Here is an 18,688-nt window from a genome sequence, read left to right on the forward strand (position 1 = left end):
ATTTGATAATAGTTTAATAGCCTGAAATTAAAAGTCGAGAATACAGTTAGCATCAAGAATAATATACTCTTGAACCTGGAGAACAGTACAACGATCTGTTAAGTTGGAAAGGACTGGTTTTTGTCCAGTTTTGAGATTTTTTTCGACCTCTGTAGTAACGGTTGGACTGAGTTTTTTGAGAGACTCCTGTTGTTGAACAAACTCTAAAGTAAGTGCATCTTCTTCTAGCATCCAAAAATCAACTTCATACTCTTGAATAAACTGTTTAACGTCTTCTAAGTTTGAACTATACTGTGCTTTTATTAACCCTTCTGCTCGTTGTTTCATCGGTGTATAATAGTTTTGATGATAGGGTAACATATATTCAGAACTCACTAAAATTGAACGCTGAGAAAAGGCGGGAATATTATTCCCTTCATTGGCTAAAGATGCAATTTGCGTATCTTTGGGTTGAATGGCAAAGAATTCATACAGTAACGGAATTTTCCCAACAACATTATTGGTAATGGGGAAGCGACTGATTAAAATAGGATAACATAAACCGAGAAATACTAACACCACTAAACCCAGTTTGAGGAAACTCTTATTCTGTTGTTCGCTAATTTTGCGGAGAATGACATCTAGAAGTAATGTAATTGCAATTCCCCCTGCAATTGCCATGATAATTCTCAAGCTATGCTGGCTATAACGACTAGGATGATGTAACCGAAAAGCCAACAAATGAGCGAGTAAAAATAATCCAGTTGAGACAAACAGTAATTCAGGTAAAATTAGAATAGAACGAGAAATTTTCTGAGTTAAGGGAAATTTTGATGAATATCTCAATAAAATTGGTAACAATATTCCGGCAAAAACTTGAGGGGGAATTGGAGATTTTCTAAACCATTCTTGGGGTAATAAACCCGAACGATCTCCGGTTAACCAAAAATCCAACGGTTTATCGGTAAAAAAGGAAGCCCGCCCTCCCGGATAAAATTCTGGTAATGTTTTGGCTTGAGTGAGATTAATCACTTCTCCCCATTGAGAAGAATTGATCAGATAAGGAAGTAAAATTAACGCCCCAACTCCCAACCCCGTAAATAGAATTAAATAGCTTTTTTTCTGGCGAGACTCAAAAATCTTTTCACTCCAAATTGTATGTAAAATTAACACACCCACCGCAATTAAAACCCCTTGCGGGTAAAATCCTCCCAACAACGCGATCGCAATTCCCACACCGATAATAGATCGCCGTAATAGCAAGTATAAAAAAGCCAAAAATATTGGATAAAAAAACGCTCTGGGTGTCGCTGTAATCAAATCATCTTTTAACCACAGATTTTGATTGAGAAGTAATGTACTCAAAAATCCTGCTATCGGAACCGGGAAAATCTCCCAACACACCCCAAAACAAAACCCCGTTGTAATCACCCCTAAAATTGTCGGTAATATTTGATTTAATAAAAGCGGACTCACCCCCAACCCTGCAAAAAATTGATAAAATTTAGCGTATCCTGGCGGCGCAACAGACTGAAAATAATCGATAATCAGATCATTCGGAAACAGTTCAGGATCTAAAAATCTGAGCATCCAAACAACGTGCGATCGCGCATCATCTTGTATAATATATTCTTGACCCCAACCCTTAAAAAACGCCCAAATTCCACACACAATCGCCACAATTAAACTTAGACTGAACCATAGCCTAACTTGACGACTCGAAGACTTTTCTAAAGATAAATTCAGCAAAGTTTACCCAGATGTTAATTCAATGAATTTTATTCTATCGGACAGTGTACCCTAGTTTGGCACAAAATAAAACAGATCGGTTTGATATCTGCTTTTAAACCCCATATTGGTAGGGTGCATCAGATAGAAAACTTAACGGTTTTCTCCCCTATCTTTTGGTTTGATGCACCCTACAGGTTTTTTAATTTTTTACAACATGAATAAACCCCTACTTTGCCTTGTAAGAAGCCTTATGTTTTGCCATCATCGCCGCAATATCAGGATTATAAATCCGCAAATAATTCCAATAGTTGCCAAAAACAGACTTCACATAACCATAGGTTTCAGGATAGGGAATCTTCTCAGCAAAAGCATCCGCATCTTGAAAACCAAATCGATCTAACCAACCCGAAACCGCATTAGGCCCAGCATTATAACTCGCCACAGCCAGTAACGAATTATTATTATATTCCCGATGAGTAAAATCGAGATAATAAGTTCCCAAATTCACATTATCCTCAATATCTTCCAACGAATAATTCGTCAGTTGAATTTGTTGGGCAACTTCTTCGCCTGTTTCCGGCATGACTTGCATTAAACCCGTTGCACCAACCACTGATTTAATCCCCGGCATAAACCGGGACTCTTGACGAATTAAAGCTGTTACCAACACCGGATTTAATTGACGTTCCTCCGACCAATTTACAATCGTGTTTAAGTAAGGAAAAGGATACAAAGCTTGCCAATATTCCGGTGTTTTCTTTAACTCCAAATACTTCTCACGTTCCTCGGGTTCATCGCGCATACTCAAGCTAGACAACATCCACAGCGCATCCAAATTATCCCCCACACCCAAGCGCACTAAACCATCCGTATACTGTTCATAAACAGACGGTTGCATTCGGTTTGTAAACTCAATTTGCCACAGTTTCCAAGCCTCTTGATGCTTACCGAGTTGATAAAGTTCTTGTAACGTCTCAGAACCCGCAGTCGGAACCGGATGTGTCTCTGGATATTCAACATGAGGATTGAGCGGACGAACTGTGGTAAAATCCCCCACAGGCCAACCCAATTGTACAGCACTTCGCCAAGCATAATAAGAATCGGGATAACGAGCCAATAAATATTCAAAAGCCTTTTTAGCCTCTGCGGAATTGCCAATTTGTTGCGCCCATTTTCCGATCCAAAATGTTGCTTCTGGGGCTAACTCACTATCGGGATTTTGGGTAGAAAGTTCCTTCGCCCATTTAGACGCCTCTTTAATTTTTCCAGCTTTGGCAAAATCCTGAGAAATTTTCCACCGCAATTGCGCCGCAGGTTCCGACTCACTATGCTGACTTAACAACATTTGTCGGGCTTGAGACGCAGACTGTTTTGATTGCAATTTATCGAGCAATTGCGCCTTATCATAAAGCGCTTCCGGGCGATGAAACGGAAACTTAGCGATCGCTTGATCGAGATATTTTACCGCATCTTTGCGATCGCTTAACCGAGACAAACGAATTAACCCAAAACCCGCATCTTCCCCACCGGGATCTGTTTGATCGGGAAAGGCTTGAATCAATTGTTCATAGGCTTGGCGAGATTCTGGAATCTTCCCCTCAAGCCACAAACCCCGTGCATGGCGGTAGAGGTTGCGAGGAGTGCGGGGTGCCTTTGCATAAGCCAAAGCGCCTTTACCATAATCCTGTTTTTCCCAATATCCAAAAGCCATTGCTTCCCAGTCTTCAGGTGTTAACTGGCTAGCATAGTTCAGGCGCAGCTTTTCTAAATAAGTGCCATAGTCTTTTAAGTAAATGCCATGTCGAGCAATAATTAATAACAGGGGAAGTTGATTGGGATTTTCTTTTAAGCGAGTTTCGGCAATTTCAACAGTCCGAGGATGAGCCGGAAAATCGGCGATCGCTTGATCCCAATATTCGGGGTTTTCTTTCCCCAAAACAAACAACGCCTCAGCGACAACGGGATCTTTGGGATAACCTTTGACTAAAGCTTCCCAAGTTTGTTTAGCATTCGCCGTATCGCCCATCTGTTCATAAGCCTGCGCCCGTTTCAGAAGGATATGACTCGCCAAAAGTGGATACTCTTTTTCAAGTCCGTCTAAAAGCCCAATGGCTTCAGAGGGTTGATTTTGTTGAATAAAATCACTGGCGAGTAAATAACGCGCCCGACTGCGATCAGTAGAGGGTTTAGACGTTTCAGCAATATCGATAAGTTCGTCTTGACGTTCTTCTGGGGACATCGATGCCAACAAAATCACCATCTCATTCGCATCAGACTCTGGGGTTGATACCTCGCGAGACGGCAAAAATCGTTGTAACTGGGTGATCGGGAAAAAGACACCAATTGCTAGGGCGACAGACGCAGCACCGAGCAAGAGGGCGAATTGAGTGATCCGTTGCTTAACCATGATGGAATTTGCTTTGTTGTCAATGTTCAGGGGTTAATCGTGAGATATTATCGGTTTTTGATTAATATGTTATGGTAACTTTTCTCAAGCGAAGATCAACTAGAATTTCATCTGTTTACCGTTTACAATTCAGTGAGCGGGATTTTCATTAACTTGACATAATATCCATCGTAAAGACATCGGTGGGTTAGGAATCGGAAACACATCGCGACCCAAAGCCCAATGTTCAAACCAAGGCGTAGGCGGCCATGCTTCGGCACTTAAATGAGTCCGTTCATATTCATACACCGACTCATCCGACAACACCTGTAGGGGCAAACCCTGCATTGCTGCGTTTAACTCTGGGCGAGTTAGCAGATAAGACCATTGCACCTGAGACATTTCTCGCACCTTTTCATCGGGTTCATAGCCATCGATCGCAATAAATGTGCTAAACAGCAGTAAACCTCCGGGTTGAATAGCATCGCACATCACTTTCAATAAAGTTTGCACTTGCTCAAGGGTACGAAAATGGGAAATCACTTCAGCAACAACGGCTAATTTATAATATTTTTGCGGGAGTTTCAGAGACGGGTTGAGAATATTACTTTGAACCACCCGCACGGGTAGATTTTCGGCTTTTACCGTATTAGCGATAATTTGAGCAAATTCGGGGGTGAGTTCTACCGCATCCACCGGATGTCCTCGTTGAGCTAGAGGAACCGTATTGCGCCCGACTCCTGCACCCACGTCTAAAATCGGAGTGGTCGCCGCATTTCTCAGTTGAGAAGCGATCGCCATGAGTTTAGCATCTGGATGAGAACCAAACAATGGCCCTTCGCGAGTTGAAAGCCAACGTTGATATTTGTTTTCAATAGTGAGGACTTCTGTTGTTACTGTTAATCTTAGCCCCTGAGTCAGTCCATGTGTTGGTTCAGGTGGCTCGTATTTGAAGACTAAACGAGCATGAGGCGAAGCGTTGTATCCTTCTGTCAGTTTCTTCTGAACAAGCTGACGCAAAGCCTGCATTTCCTGCGGTGTGAAATTTTGTCCCAACGCCACCAGTAAGCCGTGAAACTGTTTTACATATTGGTCTAAGAGTGCGGGTACACAGGGTAAAACGAGTTGTCCTCTAGCTGATGTGAGTCGCTTTACCTTCAGCATCAGTGCATCTTCTAAAACGGTTGGATCGCTTACCGTTGTCGGCTTGTTCGCTACCACGAGTTCTATATCCTCAATCTCATCAGGGTTCCCATGATGCTAATGTACCTCATTGACCCAACATTGGGTGAACTCGTTCCAGAACTCAATGGGTAGGGTGCATCAGATAATTAATTTCACGGTTTTACCATCAACCTTTTTGTCTGATGCACCCAAAAACCCGGTAACTCTTGCGAAACTCGGTTTTTTTCAACTCAATGGGTCGGGTGCATCAAAATAATTACTTTTACGGTTTCACCATCAACCTCTCTGTCTGATGCCAAGTAGCAAAGTCTGGTGCATCAGAGCATTAATCTTACGGTTTTACCATCAACCTCTCTGTCTGATGCCAAGTAGCAAAGTCTGGTGCATCAGAGCATTAATCTTACGGTTTCACCATCAACCTCTCTGTCTGATGCCAAGTAGCAAAGTCTGGTGCATCAGAGCATTAATCTTACGGTTTTACCATCAACCTCTCTGTCTGATGCCAAGTAGCAAAGTCTGGTGTATCAGAGCATTAATCTTACGGTTTTACCATCAACCTCTCTGTCTGATGCCAAGTAGCAAAGTCTGGTGCATCAGAGCATTAATCTTACGGTTTTACCATCAACCTCTCTGTCTGATGCACCCTACAGGTTTATTTTGGGCGCATTGCCTTGCGCCCCTATATTTTTTACACTCGTTTATATCAAGTCATATAAACATCAATATATGGTTCTTTATACGAATAAATACTTAATATTTTTTAGCTAAAAAAATCTCAAATTTTTTCCGAAATAATCCCGACGAATTCTGTAGCTTGCTTATAGAAAAATAAAAACAAAACTCTACCCCAACAGGTTACACAATGACTGCCTTACAAAATCAGGTTGATGCTCTACTAAATCAAATCTCTCAAGCCAAGATTACTGTAGATACAGCAGCAGTTCAACGTTCTCTACACAAAGCCACTTCTCCCCGATTTGAAATCGTTTTTGCGGGAACCTTTAGTGCGGGTAAATCTACCTTAATTAATACGTTGTTAGAGCGGAAATTGCTTTTTGCTTCCGAAGGAGTTGCAACCGGAACAGAATGTTACGTTGAATATGCTCAAAATCCAGGTGACGAAAAAGCAGTTCTTTACTTCTTTAGCAAAACCGAAATTCAACAACAAATTTCCGAACTTTGTGATCAGCTAAAGTTAGCAGACAGCGTAAACTTGGATGAACCTACTAGCATTCAAAACCTACGAGAAAAAGCCGAAAATATAGAAACACAGGCACAAGCAATTGGAAATTTAGAACGAGCAAAACAAGCCGAATTACTTCAACAGTTGCTTACGGGTTTTGAAAAGAACAAAGAAAATATTCAAAACGATCCGATCAAAGATATCAATTTAGAGGACGCACAAAACTATGTTCGTTGGGAAAATGCAGCCGTTTTCAAGCAAATCAAATATTACTGTAATCATCCCTTATTAGAAAATGGAATTGTTATCGTAGACACTCCGGGGATAGATGCGCCTCTATCAATTCATACTAAAATCACCTACGATAAAATCACTCACCCTGATACTTCCGCAGTGGTTTGTGTATTGCAAACAGCTTTAAAAGGCTCGCTAACAGAAGCGGAAATTAAGCTGATTAAACACATTCACGATAGCGAAGCAGTACGCGATCGCATTTTCTATGTATTCAATCATATTGATGCAACATGGTACAAGCAAGAACGTCGTGATCTGCTGGAAAAGGTAATTAATTCCCACTTTCACCAAGAACAGCAAAAAGGACGAGTTTATAAAACCAGTGCAATGTTAGGGTTTTATGGTTCTTTGCTGCGAAATGATCTTACATTTCAAGTACCAGATGAATTTAAGAGCGAGTTTAATCGATACTTTGACACTCCCGAGAAAGTATCTCATACTCGATTTACTACTACTCCTGAAATTAAGGCTGCACCAAATACACCAGAAAAATTTAAAGCAATTATCAATGAGTATGGTGATGATTTGCTGAATCAGTTAATTCAAGAAAGTGGAGTTGAAGGGTTTAAAGAAAAGCTGAATTATTATCTCATGCACGAACGTAAACCTCAACTCTTTCAAGCATTAGCAGAGGATCTTCAACCCATCTGTAAGGAATTGAAAGACTATTACTCAGACTTGAGAAATGAGTGGGAAAGTCAACCCGTTGATATTGCGGCAATTAAAAAGGCAGCTTTAGGCAAACTGGGCAAAGACTTGTTTGACATTAGTGAAGAATTTTCCAAACATATTAAGGAACAACTCAATGAAGCTTTTGCGACGAACAATAATAATCGTTTAGAACGAGATTATCGTCAAATTCAGAGAAATATGCTGCATGAACTTGATCGTTTGATTGCTAACTTTTCTGTTGAAGAAACGCATCAATTGGCGTTGAGAAGCCACGAAGAAAATGTCGTTGTTCCGGTGATGGCGATTTTGTCAGAAGCGTTTTACTATCTCACCAATGGACTGAAGAAAGTTTTAACTGCATCTTCTCAACAATTGGTGAATAATTTCTTCAATCAATTAACTCACAATGTCTCCAGTGCTGAATATTACCAACGGCTAGAAAATTTGTTGGGGAATGATGCGGGAATTTATCACTATCTCGATCAAGATTTGCGTGAAAAAGTAATTCATGCAATTATCAACGAAGCTCGAACCGAATGTGAACCCTATATCCGAGAAACCGCTTTATTTTACCAAGAAGGAGCCGTTCCAGCTTTTCAACTGCGACAAACGCTATATCAAGCTTGTCAAAGCACAGATTTTCAAGGAATGTTAACTGCTGAACCTGCTGTTCGACAACTTTTGGAGATTGATTTTAAACAAAAGGTTCATCACACCATTATGTACCGATTTCGGACTACGATTAATGCAACCATTAACGATCATCTTTTACCCGGTGCAGATCATCTAGTAGGAGTCATTATTGCTCACTTTAAAGCCGCTCATGTTCGGCTAGAACATAACATAGAAAAGGATGCTGAACGTAAACTTGAACAAATTAAAAAGGAGAAATACAAAGTAGACGCGAATATTGGGAGTTATAATCAAGCTGTTGATAGCATTAATCAAGATTTACAGGTTAACCATTGTACAGGGTTTATACTCCCTAACATTTAATCCCTAGTAGGGTGCATCAGATAATTAATTTCACGGTTTCACCATCAACCTTTTTGTCTGATGCACTCTACAGGTTCCACTCAATGGGTAGGGTGAATCAGATCATTAATTTCAAGGTTTCACCATCAACCTTTTTGTCTGATGCACTAAAATTTAATCCCTAGTAGGGTGCATCAGATAATTAATTTCACGGTTTCACCATCAACCTTTTTGTCTGATGCACTCTACAGGTTCCACTCAATGGGTAGGGTGCATCAAAATAATTAATTTCAAGGTTTCACCATCAACCTTTTTGTCTGATGCACTAAAATTTAATCCCTAGTAGGGTGCATCAAAATAATTAATTTCAAGGTTTCACCATCAACCTTTTTGTCTGATGGACTCTACAGGTTCCACTCAATGGGTAGGGTGAATCAGATAATTAATTTCACGGTTTCATCATAAACCTTTTTGTCTGATGCACCTGATTTTATTTTGGGCGCAAGCCTTGCGCCCCTACAGGTTGATTAATCAGTTTCAACTACACAAACAATCTTCCCAACCGCTCGCCCGGTTTCACTGTAATTATGGGCTTCAATAATATCAGAAAGCGGATAAACCCGAGCAATTACCGATTGAATTTTACCCGCTTCTATCCAGTCTCGCAACGCATCTAAATCTCGACGATTGGGTTGTGCCAAAACTAATTTAGCAGATTTACCTGGAAACAACCAAGTTTGAGCAGAGGCGAGAATATTTTCAGGAGTGGGAAGGGTAGAAATATAAATTCCATCAGGTTTTAGAACCTTCTCACAGTTAGAAAAAATTTGTTTTCCCACCGCATCTAAAATAATGTCGTATTGCGTGCCTTGTTGGGTAAAATCAACTTGTGTATAGTCAAGAACAATATCGGCGCCTAACTGTTTTACCCGTTCTAAATTGGCGGTGCTACACACTCCCGTTACTTCGGTTTCCATCGCTTTGGCAATTTGTACCGCGTAGGTTCCGACACCACCCGAAGCGCCATTGATTAATACTTTTTGTCCAGGTCGAATTTGACCCAAATCAAACAAAGATTGTAGCGCAGTTAAGCCCGCAATGGGAACAGCCGCCGCTTCTTCGTGAGTTATATTTGTAGGCTTGAGGGCGGCGATAGAAGCCGGAACCGCAGCGTATTGGGCGCAAGCACCGCCAGAAACCGGGTTAAGGCTGGTGTAGACTTCATCACCCACTTGAAAGCCTGTAACTCGTTCTCCAACTTCTACCACAACCCCTGACAAGTCGGCGCCAATTTGTTTGGGGAAGTTGTAACCGGAGATCAGTTGTAAATGTCCCTGTCGGATTTTCCAGTCAACGGGGTTTACACTGGTAGCGGAGATTTTAACTAATAATTCATCCGGTTTAATTTTGGGGGTGTCTATCTCTCGATATTCCAATACATTAGACGAACCATATTGATTAAAAATAACCGCTTTCATCTGCTAATCCTCAGCTTGTTTTTGATTTTGAATCCTTGTTAGCTTAATGTATCGCGTATTCTTGTGAATGTCATCCGGTTAAATTATTTTGATTCTACAGAATGTCTGAAATGTCTTCAGGGTAAACGTCCCTTGAATATGTGACTGGCTATTTCTCAGATTGGAAGTTAGATTTAATCTCTAGACTGATCAGATATCGTGTAATGTAGATTTTTTCCGGTTTGAGTTTAAGGTCAAATTTTACGGAAGGTTTCGTTTAAGACTTGAAAGATTAGATCATGTTAAGTTAACATTGAAAATGACTAAGATTGTTTTTGATACTTCCTACACCGTCCAACTCGGGGACACACTCAAAAGTATCGCTGAAAAAGGGTTTGGAAATCGCGATCGCTGGCGAGAAATTCGTCAACCCAATGGAACTCGTTTTACTTCCGCAGAGATGTCTGAACTGCAAGCAGGTCAAAGGGTTTATCTACCGATTAAAATGGGTCAACGATTTCATCCCACCTCTGGATATGGGGAGGGAGACGATTTTTTTTCATCTGATCAGTTGAGTCCTTTGTCACCAATTTTGAGCAATTTTTATCAAGCTTTCATTCGCTATTCTCCCTCGAATTTAATTGTTAATCAAAAAATCCTTAAACCTCTAATCGAACATTTTTTAGAAGGGAAAGGCGGTATTTATCAACATAGCATTGATTCACCTTTATCTCGTTTGATTGAAAATTCACAACCCTTTAATCAGGCATTTGATCAAGTTATTCCTCAAGTTCAACACCAACTTCAATCTCAAGCAAATGTTCACAATATTGATGTTCATCAGCTAAAAGTTTCTATTCCTCATTTTTCTTTTAAACCGGGAAAAGCAGACTTAACGTTATTTGCGACAGTTGGAGGAATTCAAGGTGCAGATTTACTCCTAAAGCGATTTACTCTGAATACAGATCGTCATTACACTCTTGAGGTTTTTTGGGTAATTTATGATGATTTTGGGGTTGGGAAAGATGATCGCTATACACCGAGTTTATATGCGGCTTGGAATTTACAGCATCGAGGCGAAGCCAAAGCGTTTGTCAATGAAATTATTCTCCACAAAACCATTACAGGAATCTTGGAATTTTCCCATCAAAAAGCTAGAGTCTATAGAGGTTAATAAAATTAGTCAAGGGGTTTGAGTTGAGTCTATTGATTTAATAGAAATTAACAACTCTACTTGAATCCCTTTAGAGACTTGTGTTATTCTATAAAACGTGATCATCTGCTCAATGTCAGCCTAATATTGAACTCCATCTCTCAGTCTAGTTGTTGATTAAAATTCAAATGCGTAACGACTTATTTCTAATGCTTAACTTAGAAGTTGATCCAGCTTTGACTTTATTTTTACTCTTTTTTCATTGTTTGATCGGGGGAATTGCCGCTTTAATTGCCAAACAAAAAGGTCGTCGTTTTAATCGCTGGTTAATTTTGGGATTAATTGGCGGTACACCCATCTTTTTTACAGCCCTCTGGATTAAACCTTTACCGACTCAGGTTTAAACAAAAGTGCAATTTAATCAAGCCGTTGATGGTTTTGTTTTTGAACCTCATCTATTTCTAAAAGGAGAAAAAATTGATGAGTCAGACTGCAATTGTGAGAACGCAAGGTGATACTTTAAATGTTCGTTATCGTCCGAATGGTGAGATAGTTGATACTCTAGAAAACGGTACAAAAGTTACAGTTATAGGTTCTCCCATTCAAGCCGGAAATTGGAACTGGGTCGCGATTGGCCAAAATCGTTGGGTAGCGATGGAGTTTCTCACCTTTGTCCCCCCTTCCGAACAGCCTTCCTCAACCGACTTTGGACTCAGTGGTGCAAAAGTGGTTTCGACTCAAACGAACCAAATCATTGCGTCCGGGTTAAAAGTCTATCAAACTGAATTAATCGATACGACAGGTCAGGTGATTGATCGGATACGCTGTGTTTCAGGTCGGGTCGGTTTACAAGATCCCTCCGAACAACCCGGATCTCAAACTCCGATACCATTTGGGGTATACACCTTTGATTATCCAGGTCATGTAGAGTATGCTCCCGGAGAATTTGGAGGAGTGTGGTCGCCCGTTACTCCGACTTTTGAGACAAACCGGGGTGGATTTGGGATACACTATGATCCCTCTACCTTTGAACACAACTCGCAAACGGGAACAGCAGGCTGTCTCGCTACACCAACTCCCGCAGAACAAGAGATAATGACCAATTTTATTATCAGCTACAAACCCACCTATCTGATTGTTCAAAAAGGCCATTGAGTCTAGCGTTGACACTCCCCGCAATAAATTACGGGGATTCTTGGTTCACAGATCAAACTTTCTAGTACAGGATTGCTCCAACACTAAAAGCGGTTCAATCTCCCCAAGCTTTAAAGATCCGGTCTGCCCGACCGTACTGAGAGCCTTTTTTAAGATGATTAAAGTCAGTGAAGGAGTCGCCCCCTCCACTGCTCTCCAAAACCGTACTTGATAGTTTCCCATCATACGGCTCCTCAGTAACACGGCTATTGTCATGATTCACGTCACCAGCAGATCGTTTTCCCATCGATAATTCTCAGGGATTCTGATGGGTTTGTGTGACAGTTTTCTGTCTATGCTGCCATCATTTCTGGTCTTTTCATCATGGCAATGTCGATGGAGAAGTTGCCAATTTTTATACTCATTCTTTCCGCCTTTTGACTTAGGAATGATGTGGTCTAGCTCGATTACATCTCCTTCTTTGAAGAACAATCCGCATTGAGCGCACTTCCCTTTTTGCTTTTTGAGCAGCAATGCCGTTCGCTTTGGCATCTCAGGGTGTTTGCCCATTCTTGTACTCCAGTAAATTAGGTCGCCGTTGCATGGACTGGCATCGTCTTTAACTTTTACATAACGACTAATTGTTGTATCGCTATGTTGTAGTAACCGCATCGGGTTTTTACCCTCTTGCTTGGTTGCGAATACCCAATTGTTATCCCCTATCTTTTGGAAGTATTTGGAAACTATAAATTTCCTTCCTTTGTTTCGATGGCGTTTTGTACCCCATTTGATTAGTTTCCAAACAGTTAAGTGCCATAATCTTTCAAAGACTTTTTGACTTACTACGGTTGAGAAGTAGTTGCACCATCCTCTGATTATTGGGTTAAGGTTTCTTATTAGAATTGCCGGTGATTTCCCTTTGTGCTTTTCTATTGTTTCTGCAACTTTTTTGTAGTGTCTTTTCTGGCTTTTCTTGCTTGGAGTTATAATGGTTTTGAAACCTAGTAGTTTTCCTCTTACCTTACCGGAGGTGTATTTACCTGCTTTGAACTGTCTGATATTGAATCCCAGAAAGTCAAATCCAGGTTTTTCCTGATTATATTCCTCTAATGTATGGGCTAATCGGGTTTTACTTGGTTTCAATTCCAAACCCATGTCTTTTAACCATTCAGAAATAAACTCTTGACATCTTTGGACAATGGTTATGTCTTCGTGAAGGATTACGAAGTCATCGGCGTAACGAATTAGACTAACTGATTGTCTTTTGTCCCTCTTGCTTAATTGTGTGCCGTCAGGACGTTTCATATCGAATGTATCAGCAAGTTTGTTGATTTCGTTTTCCATCCCATGAAGGGCTATATTTGCCAGTAGGGGTGATATTACTCCTCCTTGTGGCGTACCCTCAGATGTTGGGAACAACTCTTTTCCATCCATGACACCAGCTTTTAACCAAGCGAGGATTTGTTTTCGTAGGGTTGGATAGGTATTTAGTTTTCTTAAGAGTTGTTCATGGTTGATGCGGTCGAAGCATTTAGCAATATCAGCGTCAAGCACATATTTGGCTTTTTTGTTTATTGCTAAGAATATTGCTCCAATAGCATCTTGACATGAGCGTCTGGTCTGACCCATAAGAGTTAGGTCAAAGAGCGCTCCCATTCTGGCTCTAATACAGTTTGACAAGTCCCTGCAATGCGCGGTCGTACATGGTCGGTATTCCTAAAGGTCTTTTTTCCTCTGTCCCAGGTTTCGGAATCCATACTCTCCGAGTGGGTTTGACCTTTGTACCCATTTTTAGTTGATTTAAATCGTTGCTTTGGGGTCAGTGATTTAACACCATCCACACCTGCCGTCTTTTTACCTTGATTATCTTGGGTAACACGACGCACCGCTAGGCATTTTGCAGCCCAGGATTTGGTTAGGGTTTTTTGGAGTCGGCGAACTGTCTTGACATCATCACGACGAGACGCTTTGTAAATGCGCTTTTGTAGCTTATAAACACGCTTCTCTAAGTCATCCCAATCAATCGTTACCCAATTAAGTTGGGCGTTGATGTCTTCGGGTGATTCTGTTGGCGGTTTACATCCCACAGTCTTCAGTTTTGAATCTGTTTTAGGCTTATTTACCACTACTTGTACCTCTACAATCCGTTGTACCGTGAGTCTGTTAGCATATCCTTTTCCATTACGGAGAGGCGTTGGCTTTTGACGACTCCATCTAATAGGCAAAGGTTCTTTGCATTTGGCAATGTAAACTTGGCTCTCTTTAAACTTAAATGCTGACGCTCGTAAACTCTGCACTTCCACCATGTCGCTTTTTCTTGAAGTTTGGGTATTTTGCCCGACCCGCAAAGAAGTTACTGAAAGCAGTTTGCAGATGCCTTAAACATTGAAGAAGGCGGAACACAGCTAACCTCATTTAAGAAGTCTAATTCTTCCTCTTTCTTCCAGCTTGTCAACATTGAAGAAGTTTGAGAATAGCCAACCCGTTCTTTCCGTTCATACCACGCCTCAGTGCGTGTTGCTAGTGCTTTGTTGTACACCAATCGCACACAACCCAACGTCCTCCTTAACAGGTTTTCCTGTTCAAGAGTTGGTTGACACTCCCCCGTCAAGTTACACTGTGACGGGGGATTCTTGTTTCACAGAAGAATGCTTTTCGGTGCAAGCACCAACGAGTCTTACATCCTCTCCACCAGCTTGAAATTCCGTATGCCCTACGGTATTTGTTGACAGTATTCTTATACCCTCTTTCCTAATGTTTTTTGCTGCGTTTTCATCTCGATCATGGTGGGTTTGACAATTTGGGCAAACCCATTCCCGGACACTTAAATTCAATGAATTGTTTTTAAATTGGCAGCAATGGCAAAGCTTTGTACTCGGGAAGAACCTGTCAACTTCAATTAACTTTCCTTCTTCTCTTTCTAGTTTGTAGCCCAGGAAGTTAATTAGCATTCCAAAGCCAGCATCTAATACAGATTTTGCTAACTTGGTACGCGCTAATCCTTTAACACAAAGGTCTTCCACTACAATGACTTGGTTCTCGTCAACTAACTTTCGTTCGTAGTTTGTGCAGGAAATCTTGTCTTGTATTCGCTATCTTTTCATGAACTTTAGCAACTCTTTTGACTTGTTTCTTGCGATTATTAGACCCTTTTGTCTTTCGAGACAATGCTTGCTGTCTTCTTTTTAATCGCTTGGCAGATTTTCTAGTGGGTTTAATCGGATCAACCTTTGTATAGGTTTCACCGTCAAACACTGTCACTAAACTTGTTAACCCTAAGTCAATCCCTGAGATTTTCCCAGTTTTCTTAGCGGTTAAATCGTCAGATTCAAACAAAATAGCAGCAAAATATTTATCTGTACTTGTCTTGGACACGGTAACAGATTTAATTTTACTGCTAATTGTTTTTGAGATTCTGGCTTTAACAATCCCTAATTTGGGAAGTTTCAAACCATTCCCTTGAATTGAACAACTTTCGGGATAACGAATGGATTGTTTTTTATGTTTACTTTTGAATTTAGGAAATCTAGCTCTTTTTTGAAAGAAGTTTTTAAACGCTGATTCCAAATTCTTTAATGATTGTTGTAATGTGGCAGCAGTCGCTTCTTTCAGAAACAGGTAATCTGGTTGCTTTTTAAGTTGGGTTAAATATGCAGCCATCTCGTTATAGTTCAACCCTTTTCCTGTTTCCTTGTACTGACTGTTAGTCTTCTCTAGGTAATAATTCCATACCATACGGCAACAGCCAAAGTTTTTTGCTAAAGCTGTTTGCTGTTCCTTATTCGGGTATAACCTTACCTTGAGAACGTCTAACATTTCTACTCACACATCAATCTGTCTGGGATCATACCGTTTAGTGTTAGAGAGTGTCAAGTATGTATCGCAAGGGTTTTAGATCAGTTTACAGACTTAACGCTCATATTGTACTGGTCGTGAAATATCGAAGGAAAGCAATTAGTAAAGAGATCTTGATAAGATTACAGGAAATATTTGTTGATACCCTCAAGAAATGGGATTGTACATTGCTAGAGTTCAATGGAGAATCTGATCATGTTCATTTGCTGATTGATTACAAACCCGATCAATCACTATCAACATTGATTGGTAATCTTAAAACTGTTAGTAGCAGACTAATTCGCCAAGAATTTCCTGGATTGGCATCGAAATATTTTTATGACAAACCTTGTTTTTGGACGGGTTCTTACTTTGTTGCAAGTTGCGGTGGTGTCACGGTTGAACAGTTAAAAAAATATGTTGAACAACAAGCAACCCCGGAAAATTAAATCGTATTCGTCACCACTCATGTTTTTTGTTTTGTCGTGATTCATCTCACCGCCAAGCTTACGCTGTGGCGGGAGTCCTCTCACGACGATTAAGATAGAAGCGAAATTTCAGAGCTTTTTCAACCATGTCTTACATCTTACCACAAAAATTGTAAGCTGTTTGTTTGGTCGCGATTCATCCCGTCGCCAACGCTGTTCGCTTATGGCGCGGGTCTTCTCACTTCATTAAGATAAAAATATCCACTGCCATTTAAAAATGGCACTTTTGCTTATATCCCCCGGATGAATCGCGGGGGATATAAGCATCGCCCCCATAAAAACATTGATCAGAAGATAACGTTCTGTGTTCTGTATAGGGAACAGGGGAGTTATTATGTTATTCTTAGCCAATGTGCTAGAACAGACAGAAAATGTCTCAAGCGCTTTCTCGCAGCCCCTCCAACAAAACCGAACAGCTAAATCTAAATCATTGAAAACATTTGTCCGACTCAAGGTCGTCGGAGAGGCTCAATTGCTGTTTCTCCTGAGTCAGACAAATACAGACAAGTTCACTCCATTCTGCGATTCAGTATTAAAGGTCTTATGAGTATTGAGAAAATTGTTGAGCAAGCTTTACAAGATGGTTACTTAACGCCTTCTATGGAGGCTGAAGTAGGACGCATTTGCAATACAGCATCCGAACTCTCCATCGAGGAGTACATGGCACTTGATCGCCTCATGGGAGCCTTGTTAACGGGTGAAGTGGTTGTTCTACCCCGTAAACAGTTTATCAACGTCATGGAGGAGTTGGTTCTCAGTGAAGCGATCGCTAGAATTGCCGATATTGAGGATAACAATGAACCATCGCTTGATGTCGGAGACATCGCCGCCTATGCACTCAACCGACTTCCTCCTCTCTATGCGACCACCGAAGAAGGCGCCCAATATCAGCGTTCAAGAGCCAGAGAAGACCTCTATGAAATGATTTCTGGTCAGGTCAAAGAGGCCATTAATCTAAATCTAGACCGAGTTGCACAAAACAAAACTGTATTCGGACAATCTTCCGGTAAAGGCATCCTGGATAACATCGGTGACTTGCTCAAGACTTATGCTGAAAATTACGAACCATAATGCTTAAGATCCCCCGCATTTTAAACTGGGGGATATAAGCTTCTGGCATTAGTGAGACAGTTGATGTGCTTAGATTCGAGAAGCGGTAAAGCGCACACCAAAAAAGCAAGTGGAAATGATCGCGGCTCTTACCATGGCAACCTGGGCAGCACAGCTTGAACCCCCGCAGAAATTGTCACCAAGAAGAAATTGAATCGTTCCATCCATACAGGTCAAAAGGCTAGGCTTTCTACCTAAAAGTGGTTCAACTCCGGCTCCTTTTAGATTAAAGAATCCTCGTCTAGACGCGAACGAGGACTGGTTAGAGCCAAGTGATGATAGACATTTTCAGGAGTCAGAAGAAACCTCTGACGGCGCAGACTCAGGAGTAGGACTAACGGGGGGTTTAGCAGCCCGTTGTTCTCGCCGTTTACGTTCGGCTTGAGTCATTTCGTCCATAACAATGCGAGCTTGCTTCAATTTCTCTAAGTTGCTGCGATAGAGTTCTAGATCCTTTTGTAATTTGTCCAGGGGTAAGTTTAATCCCGAAGCAAGTTGAGCCAGAGTTTGCTGGGTTGCTTCCTTGTCTTCCATTGCTTGAGGATCGGCTTGTTCAATCAGGGTGAATAAACCAATCGCCAAGATGCGACTATATTTGTACTTGGGATTAGTGGCAATCTTTTGAAAAGAACTCTGCAAGTCGTTATGAACTTCAGAGTTGGCTGCAACATCAACCCAAGAGACAATATCCTGAACAGAGAGAGTTTGAGCAAACTCCTGCAATCGCTGGGCTTCGGCTCGATAGCGCTGAGGATCATCCTGTAGAGCATTGATCAAACCATGGAAAATAGACTCCTTATCGGATTCGGGTAGATATCCTTGCATGAAACGGTCGAAAGCGCTCACGACACCCAAAGCATAAATGGGATCATACTGGAAATCCACATTGACCGACAGTAGGTGCATCTCAACCATCAACTCCTCGATCACCCGACGGTAAACTGAATTGATCGGACGAGTGTGAGTGTTATAAAAAGCGCGTTTGGTATCAGAGACGGTACGGATGTTGTTCACAAGCCATTCTTAAGAGGGACTTAAGATTATATTGTCTCTCTTGAAGACTCGTTTGCCAAGCGAGATCCCTCTAGCCAATCTGACAACATCAGG

Annotated in this window: 15 protein-coding genes and 1 pseudogene; 6 read left to right on the top strand and 10 right to left on the bottom strand. The window is 41.1% G+C overall.

What is annotated here, in order from left to right; genetic code table 11:
* Positions 1-27: 27 nt before the first annotated feature.
* The 3 genes from L8106_RS14320 to L8106_RS14330 all read right to left on the bottom strand — a co-directional run bounded on the left by L8106_RS14320 (position 28) and on the right by L8106_RS14330 (position 5,317).
* The gene (locus L8106_RS14320; protein ID WP_009785045.1) at positions 28-1,728 is read right to left on the bottom strand and encodes a hypothetical protein; all 1,701 of its coding nucleotides are present in this window, start codon (positions 1,726-1,728) and stop codon (positions 28-30) included.
* Between the two features lie 208 nt (positions 1,729-1,936).
* Positions 1,937-4,117, bottom strand: a complete 2,181-nt coding sequence (locus L8106_RS14325) for a transglycosylase SLT domain-containing protein (RefSeq protein WP_009785046.1) — start codon at positions 4,115-4,117, stop codon at positions 1,937-1,939.
* A gap of 129 nt (positions 4,118-4,246) precedes the next feature.
* Entirely contained in the window at positions 4,247-5,317 is a 1,071-nt protein-coding gene (locus L8106_RS14330; protein ID WP_009785047.1) for a bifunctional 2-polyprenyl-6-hydroxyphenol methylase/3-demethylubiquinol 3-O-methyltransferase UbiG, read from the bottom strand.
* A gap of 826 nt (positions 5,318-6,143) precedes the next feature.
* Here L8106_RS14330 and L8106_RS14335 point away from each other — a divergent pair.
* A complete protein-coding gene (locus L8106_RS14335) occupies positions 6,144-8,426 on the top strand; it encodes a dynamin family protein (protein WP_009785048.1) in 2,283 nt (760 codons plus the stop codon).
* 506 nt (positions 8,427-8,932) lie between these two features.
* Here the strand turns inward: L8106_RS14335 and L8106_RS14340 are convergent.
* Entirely contained in the window at positions 8,933-9,883 is a 951-nt protein-coding gene (locus L8106_RS14340; RefSeq protein ID WP_009785049.1) for an NAD(P)-dependent alcohol dehydrogenase, read from the bottom strand.
* A 298-nt stretch (positions 9,884-10,181) separates the two neighbouring features.
* Between L8106_RS14340 and L8106_RS14345 the strand changes: the two genes are divergently transcribed.
* The 3 genes from L8106_RS14345 to L8106_RS14355 all read left to right on the top strand — a co-directional run bounded on the left by L8106_RS14345 (position 10,182) and on the right by L8106_RS14355 (position 12,170).
* The gene (locus tag L8106_RS14345) at positions 10,182-11,036 is read left to right on the top strand and encodes a LysM peptidoglycan-binding domain-containing protein (protein WP_009785050.1); all 855 of its coding nucleotides are present in this window, start codon (positions 10,182-10,184) and stop codon (positions 11,034-11,036) included.
* A 188-nt stretch (positions 11,037-11,224) separates the two neighbouring features.
* A complete protein-coding gene (locus tag L8106_RS14350; protein WP_039896342.1) occupies positions 11,225-11,419 on the top strand; it encodes a hypothetical protein in 195 nt (64 codons plus the stop codon).
* A gap of 76 nt (positions 11,420-11,495) precedes the next feature.
* Complete coding sequence (locus L8106_RS14355) at positions 11,496-12,170, top strand: SH3 domain-containing protein (RefSeq protein ID WP_009785052.1); 675 nt, start codon at positions 11,496-11,498, stop codon at positions 12,168-12,170.
* Positions 12,171-12,428: 258 nt separating this feature from the next.
* On the opposite strand, the gene L8106_RS14365 is transcribed toward L8106_RS14355, so the two are convergent.
* From L8106_RS14365 to L8106_RS33675, 5 genes and pseudogenes are all read right to left on the bottom strand, one after another.
* The gene (locus L8106_RS14365) at positions 12,429-13,805 is read right to left on the bottom strand and encodes a reverse transcriptase domain-containing protein (RefSeq protein WP_009785054.1); all 1,377 of its coding nucleotides are present in this window, start codon (positions 13,803-13,805) and stop codon (positions 12,429-12,431) included.
* Positions 13,784-14,275 (bottom strand): reverse transcriptase N-terminal domain-containing protein, encoded by a 492-nt coding sequence (locus tag L8106_RS33660; RefSeq protein ID WP_232228485.1) that lies wholly within the window; start codon positions 14,273-14,275, stop codon positions 13,784-13,786. The genes L8106_RS14365 and L8106_RS33660 overlap by 22 nt, the downstream gene beginning before the upstream one ends.
* A gap of 69 nt (positions 14,276-14,344) precedes the next feature.
* A pseudogene (locus L8106_RS33665) lies at positions 14,345-14,760 on the bottom strand (RNA-guided endonuclease InsQ/TnpB family protein); the annotation flags it as partial.
* Between the two features lies 1 nt (position 14,761).
* Positions 14,762-15,172, bottom strand: a complete 411-nt coding sequence (locus L8106_RS33670) for an RNA-guided endonuclease TnpB family protein (RefSeq protein ID WP_009785056.1) — start codon at positions 15,170-15,172, stop codon at positions 14,762-14,764.
* Positions 15,173-15,191: 19 nt separating this feature from the next.
* On the bottom strand, positions 15,192-15,965 hold the full coding sequence (locus L8106_RS33675) for an RNA-guided endonuclease TnpB family protein (protein ID WP_009785057.1): 774 nt from the start codon (positions 15,963-15,965) through the stop codon (positions 15,192-15,194).
* Positions 15,966-16,024: 59 nt separating this feature from the next.
* Here L8106_RS33675 and tnpA point away from each other — a divergent pair, with 59 nt between their 5' ends.
* Positions 16,025-16,432 (top strand): IS200/IS605 family transposase, encoded by a 408-nt coding sequence (gene tnpA, locus L8106_RS30560; RefSeq protein WP_071941392.1) that lies wholly within the window; start codon positions 16,025-16,027, stop codon positions 16,430-16,432.
* 582 nt (positions 16,433-17,014) lie between these two features.
* On the top strand, positions 17,015-17,542 hold the full coding sequence (locus tag L8106_RS14385) for a late competence development ComFB family protein (protein ID WP_009785060.1): 528 nt from the start codon (positions 17,015-17,017) through the stop codon (positions 17,540-17,542).
* A 327-nt stretch (positions 17,543-17,869) separates the two neighbouring features.
* Here the strand turns inward: L8106_RS14385 and psb29 are convergent, their stop codons facing one another.
* Positions 17,870-18,595, bottom strand: a complete 726-nt coding sequence (gene psb29, locus L8106_RS14390; RefSeq protein ID WP_009785061.1) for a photosystem II biogenesis protein Psp29 — start codon at positions 18,593-18,595, stop codon at positions 17,870-17,872.
* Positions 18,596-18,688: the final 93 nt, after the last annotated feature.

The sequence above is a fragment of the Lyngbya sp. PCC 8106 genome (assembly GCF_000169095.1).
GTDB lineage: Bacteria > Cyanobacteriota > Cyanobacteriia > Cyanobacteriales > Microcoleaceae > Capilliphycus.

Bases quoted from the DNA above. Each gene is read 5' to 3' on its own strand.
- L8106_RS14385 (WP_009785060.1), top strand. From the start codon at position 17,015: ATGAGTATTGAGAAAATTGTTGAGCAAGCTTTACAAGATGGTTACTTA.
- tnpA (WP_071941392.1), top strand. From the start codon at position 16,025: ATGTATCGCAAGGGTTTTAGATCAGTTTACAGACTTAACGCTCATATT.
- L8106_RS14335 (WP_009785048.1), top strand. From the start codon at position 6,144: ATGACTGCCTTACAAAATCAGGTTGATGCTCTACTAAATCAAATCTCT.
- L8106_RS14365 (WP_009785054.1), bottom strand. From the start codon at position 13,805: ATGGGAGCGCTCTTTGACCTAACTCTTATGGGTCAGACCAGACGCTCA.
- L8106_RS14355 (WP_009785052.1), top strand. From the start codon at position 11,496: ATGAGTCAGACTGCAATTGTGAGAACGCAAGGTGATACTTTAAATGTT.
- L8106_RS14325 (WP_009785046.1), bottom strand. From the start codon at position 4,117: ATGGTTAAGCAACGGATCACTCAATTCGCCCTCTTGCTCGGTGCTGCG.
- L8106_RS14345 (WP_009785050.1), top strand. From the start codon at position 10,182: ATGACTAAGATTGTTTTTGATACTTCCTACACCGTCCAACTCGGGGAC.
- L8106_RS14350 (WP_039896342.1), top strand. From the start codon at position 11,225: ATGCTTAACTTAGAAGTTGATCCAGCTTTGACTTTATTTTTACTCTTT.
- L8106_RS14340 (WP_009785049.1), bottom strand. From the start codon at position 9,883: ATGAAAGCGGTTATTTTTAATCAATATGGTTCGTCTAATGTATTGGAA.
- L8106_RS33675 (WP_009785057.1), bottom strand. From the start codon at position 15,965: ATGTTAGACGTTCTCAAGGTAAGGTTATACCCGAATAAGGAACAGCAA.